Origin of the sequence: Clostridium sp. K13 (genome assembly GCF_019734195.1) — a bacterium.
Lineage (GTDB): Bacteria > Bacillota > Clostridia > Clostridiales > Clostridiaceae > Clostridium.
Window position 1 is genome coordinate 1 of record NZ_JAASHM010000055.1, and the last position, 5,003, is coordinate 5,003.

The 5,003-nt window shown below is 29.4% G+C and carries 3 protein-coding genes, 1 tRNA gene, 1 rRNA gene and 1 other annotated feature; all 5 genes read right to left on the minus strand.

The window, feature by feature from the left end:
• A 16S ribosomal RNA gene (locus HCG76_RS17760) occupies positions 1–65 on the minus strand; the annotation flags it as partial.
• 550 nt (positions 66–615) lie between these two features.
• Positions 616–1,989 carry a UDP-N-acetylmuramoyl-L-alanine--D-glutamate ligase gene (murD, locus tag HCG76_RS17765; RefSeq protein ID WP_221701599.1) on the minus strand — a complete coding sequence of 458 codons (1,374 nt, stop codon included), beginning with the start codon at positions 1,987–1,989 and terminating at the stop codon, positions 616–618.
• A gap of 185 nt (positions 1,990–2,174) precedes the next feature.
• Positions 2,175–2,900: a phosphatase PAP2 family protein gene (locus HCG76_RS19450; protein ID WP_221701598.1), complete on the minus strand. Its 726-nt coding sequence runs from the start codon at positions 2,898–2,900 to the stop codon at positions 2,175–2,177.
• A 199-nt stretch (positions 2,901–3,099) separates the two neighbouring features.
• Positions 3,100–4,491: a glycine--tRNA ligase gene (locus HCG76_RS17775; RefSeq protein ID WP_221701597.1), complete on the minus strand. Its 1,392-nt coding sequence runs from the start codon at positions 4,489–4,491 to the stop codon at positions 3,100–3,102.
• Between the two features lie 49 nt (positions 4,492–4,540).
• Positions 4,541–4,705, minus strand: a binding site (T-box leader).
• Between the two features lie 222 nt (positions 4,706–4,927).
• A tRNA-Asn gene (locus HCG76_RS17780) sits at positions 4,928–5,002 on the minus strand.
• Between the last annotated feature and the right edge of the window lies 1 nt (position 5,003).

Genomic DNA, 5,003 nt, shown 5'->3' on the forward strand with positions numbered 1-5,003 from the left:
TCGACTTGCATGTGTTAGGCACGCCGCCAGCGTTCGTCCTGAGCCAGGATCAAACTCTCACTAAAAAGTTTAATCATCTGCTCAAATTACTTTGAGTCTTTGTTTTAAGACTCTCAAAAGAATTGCTGGTTACTTAATTTATATTCCGTTCAATTTTCAAAGATCATTTCGCAATCAACTTGACTGCCTATTTATAATATCATTTATCTTTTTGGCTGTCAACACTTTTTTTAAAAAACTTTTTTCAGTTTGTTTTGTGTTGTTACCTCATCGCCATGTCTTAACTTGTTGTTTGTTCCCGACGACGTGTTTTATATTAACATGTTTAATAATATGCAAACTTTATATTTTATTATTTTTAGCATATTTATTTTACTTTTACTCTTTTTTTCTTTTCTTTTCTCTGCTTTTCTTATAATGATACTCTAGGTTGAGTTGATACCATTTCTATGTAATATAACACTTTTTCAAGGATGAAATTCTATATTTATCTACATCTTCCTTTACTATTATTCCCTTTTAAGTTTATATCTTTTTAAAAACAACTTAATAATACTGGTTTTATTCAACATAAAAAGAGATAAGATTAGCTCTTATCCCTTTTTTCATTTACTTTTATAAACAATTAACTATTTCCTTAAACTTATTCCCTCTCACTGCAAAATTAGGGAACATATCAAAAGATGCACATGCTGGTGATAAAGTTACAATATCACCTTCACTAGCAATTTCTTTTGCTTTACTAACAGCTTCTTCTAAAGACTCAACCATAACAATTGGAATATTTATATTTTTCTCTAATTTTAATTTTTCAAAAGCTTCTTTTATTAAATACTTAGTATCTCCTAAAAGTATTAGTTCTTTTATAAATTCATATCCTTCTTCAGCTAATGGCTCAAAAGGTATATGCTTATCATAACCACCAGCTATTAATATAACCTTTCTTTCAAAAGCAAATAGACCTGCAAGAGTTCTAGTTGGACTAGATGCAATAGAATCATTATAATATTTTACTCCATCAATTTCTCTCACTAACTCACATCTATGTTCTACTCCTGAAAAACTTTCTGCTACTTTTTTCATAGTTTCAATTTTTACATCATCTTTAGTAGCAATAAATGCAGCTAAGTAATTTTCCACATTATGCATTCCCTTAATTACTATATCTTCTTTTTTACAAACTTCATTTCCTTCTAAATATAATATACCGTCATTAAAGTATGCTCCATTTTCAAGCACTCTCATCGAAGAAAACTCTCTCACCTTAGCTTTTGCTTCTTTCTCAAATCCATAAGTTATATCATTCTCTCTATTTAAAACTAAAACATTGTTACTATCTTGATATAAGAATATATTTTTCTTAGAGTCTATATATTCTTGCATGTCTTTATGCATATCTAAGTGATTTGGAGCTAAATTTGTAACAATCGCTACATCAACAGGTAAATTCATAGTCATAAGTTGAAAACTTGATAATTCTAAAACAACCATATGATTTTCTTCTATTTCTTCTATGTTAGAAAATAACGGTGTACCTATATTTCCCCCTACCCAAGTTTTATATCCTTCAGCTTCTAATAATTTAGATACTATTGTTGTTGTTGTTGTTTTTCCATCTGATCCTGTTATAGCATATATTTTACCTTTGCAATATCTTACAAACTCTTCCATTTCAGATGTTATATAGGCACCTTCTTGTTTTGCTCTTACTAAAGCATCACAATCAATTCTCATGGAAGGAGTTTTAAATACTACTTCATATCCTGTTAAATTATCTAAATATCCTTCTCCTAACTGTAATTTTACACCCTTTTTCTTAAAATCAACCGCAATATCGCCTAGTGCTTCCTCACTTTTAATATCAAATCCAGTTACATTTGCTCCTAATTTTACTAAAAAATTAATTAAAGGTATATTACTAACCCCAATTCCTACTACAGCAACTTTTTTTCCATTAATAAAATTTTTAAACTCACAAAAATCCTTCATTAATTGCCTCCACACATATTAATATAAACCTATATATTTTTATATTATTAATTCTTTCCAACATATAAATAATTATATCATTATAGATTCTTATATTCTATAATTACAACAACTTATATCATTACTTTGCAAAAAGATGCTTGAGGACATCTCAAACATCTAAAATAATAACTATTAATTTATGCTTAATACTTAGGAATTATATCTACATCCAATATATCTTCTGCAGGTTCATCAATTTTTTTCCCTTTTACATCTCTTTCCTTACTTGTTTCTAAAACTATCATTGATCCTATTTGTCTTCCTAACTTTGTACCTTCATATAAATCTGCCTTAAAATGTATTCCAGCATATAACCTTGATGATGATACATCTTGATGTATCTTTAATAGTTTTTCTTTTTCTTTCGGAAAATAATATATTAATACTTCCATAGCTGTAGCCATCACTACAGAATATATTGAAGGATAACTTGGTGATTTAGGCGTATCTATTCTTGTAGTTATTTTTTCTTTTAATTGGATCGGCCGTGGATAGTCCCAAAAATACTTAAAATATGATGCTATTATATAGGCATCATTAATAGCTTTAGTTAATATAGATAGTAATCTAACTGTCATTCCAGGTGATTTATCGTATTCTGATACTAATTTTAGAGCTATTGACATTATACTCTCAATTAAAGCTTTATCACTCCAATAATCAACAATTTTTATTTGTTTTTCTGTAATATTTTTTAATGAATATTCTAGCTCTCTTAACTCTTCTTTAAAATTTATATCTTTTGGATTCTCAATATTCAAAAAAACAACCATTCCATTATTTTTAGCAAACACTCCATTTCCTGCATAATTGAAATAATTCAGCGGCCAATATCCTGCATTATAATCAATTCCTTTAGGTAGTATCACTTATCCAGAATAAGGAATTTGGGACCATTTTATTATCTTTATAGGATAGTTATTATACATCTTATCCTCCACTTAAGTTATTTGACCACACTATATTATATTAAAGTTTAATATTTTTGATAATAATTTATATTTAGTAAATTACATAAAAATAGAGCTAGAAAGTGCTCTATTTCAAGCATTTTCTAACTCTACATAATTAAAATTCTAAACTTTTTGCAATAAAGTCATTTAACTCTTCTATTTTAACTCTTTCTTGAGTCATTGAATCTCTATGTCTTATAGTAACACATCCATCATTTTCAGTTTCAAAATCAACTGTTATACAGAATGGAGTTCCTATTTCATCTTGTCTTCTATATCTCTTACCAATACTTCCTGTTTCATCATATTCAATATTGAAGTTTTTAGCTAACATTGAATATACTTCATCAGCCTTTTCTGATAGTTTTTTAGATAATGGTAATACTGCAGCCTTATATGGAGCTAATGCAGGATGTAAATGCATTACTGTTCTTACATCTCCACCTTCTAATTCTTCTTCATCATAAGCATCAACTAAGAATGCTAAAGCAACTCTATCTGCTCCTAATGATGGCTCTATACAGTATGGTACATACTTTTCATTAGTTGTTGGATCTAAGTATGTCATATCTGTTCCTGAATGCTCAGCATGTTTCTTTAAGTCATAGTCTGTTCTATCAGCTATTCCCCAAAGTTCTCCCCAACCAAATGGGAATAAATATTCTATATCAGATGTTGCATTTGAATAGAAAGATAATTCTTCTTCGCCATGATCTCTCATTCTTAAGTTAGATTCAGCAACGCCTAAATTCTTCAGGAATTTCCAACAATAATCTTTCCAGTATCCAAACCACTCTAAATCTGTTCCTGGTTTACAGAAGAATTCTAATTCCATTTGTTCAAATTCTCTTGTTCTGAAAGTAAAGTTACCTGGAGTGATTTCATTTCTAAAAGATTTACCAATTTGAGCTATACCAAATGGTACTTTCTTTCTTGAAGTTCTTTGAACTGATTTAAAGTTAACAAATATACCTTGAGCAGTTTCTGGTCTTAAATATACTGTATTAGCTGAATCTTCAGTTATACCTTGGAAAGTCTTGAACATTAAATTGAACTTTCTTATATCTGTATAGTTCATTTTACCACACTTAGGACAAACTATATTGTTTTTAGTTATATATTCCATTAACTCTTCATTAGTCCATCCATCAGCACAAGCAACTTCTACTCCACTTTCAGTCATATGGTCTTCTACTAATTTATCTGCTCTAAATCTTGATTTACACTCTTTACAATCCATTAATGGATCTGAGAATCCACCAACGTGTCCTGATGCAACCCAAACTTCTGGATTCATTAGTATTGCACAATCAACTCCTACATTATAAGGACTTTCTTGAACAAATTTTTTCCACCAAGCTTTTTTAACATTATTCTTAAATTCTACTCCTAATGGGCCATAATCCCATGAGTTAGCAAGTCCTCCATATATTTCTGATCCTGGGAATATAAAACCTCTGCTTTTACACAAAGCAACGATTTTATCCATAGTCTTTTCTACTGCCATTTTTAATCCTCCTAAATATTTTTTTATAATAAAAAAAGCCTTATAACCATAAAGGGACGAAATAAATTCCGCGGTTCCACCCTTCTTGGCTAAAGCCCAACTTTCTAACTTAACACTCAAAAGCTCCCTTCATTTTAATTGCCTAATGATTTGCACCTACCACCATCTCTCTAAAAGGAATATTAAAACTACTCTTCTTTCTCAACGTGTTTATTAAATTATGCATATATTAATTTTATCAAATGACTTTTATATGTCAAGCTAAATTATAATAGCTTTTTTCAACATCCTTACAAAGGTTAAATTTAAAACTTTACTTAATCAAACTTTTATATAATTTAAAACAAAAACAATATTACATATTTATTTAAATTATAAAAAAGAGTTTTGTATCAACAGACCTTATCTGCTCCTACAAAACTCTTAAAAATAAAAATGGCTCCGCGAAGAGGACTCGAACCTCCAGCCTATCGGTTAACAGCCGAGTGCTCCACCATTGAGCTATCGCGGAA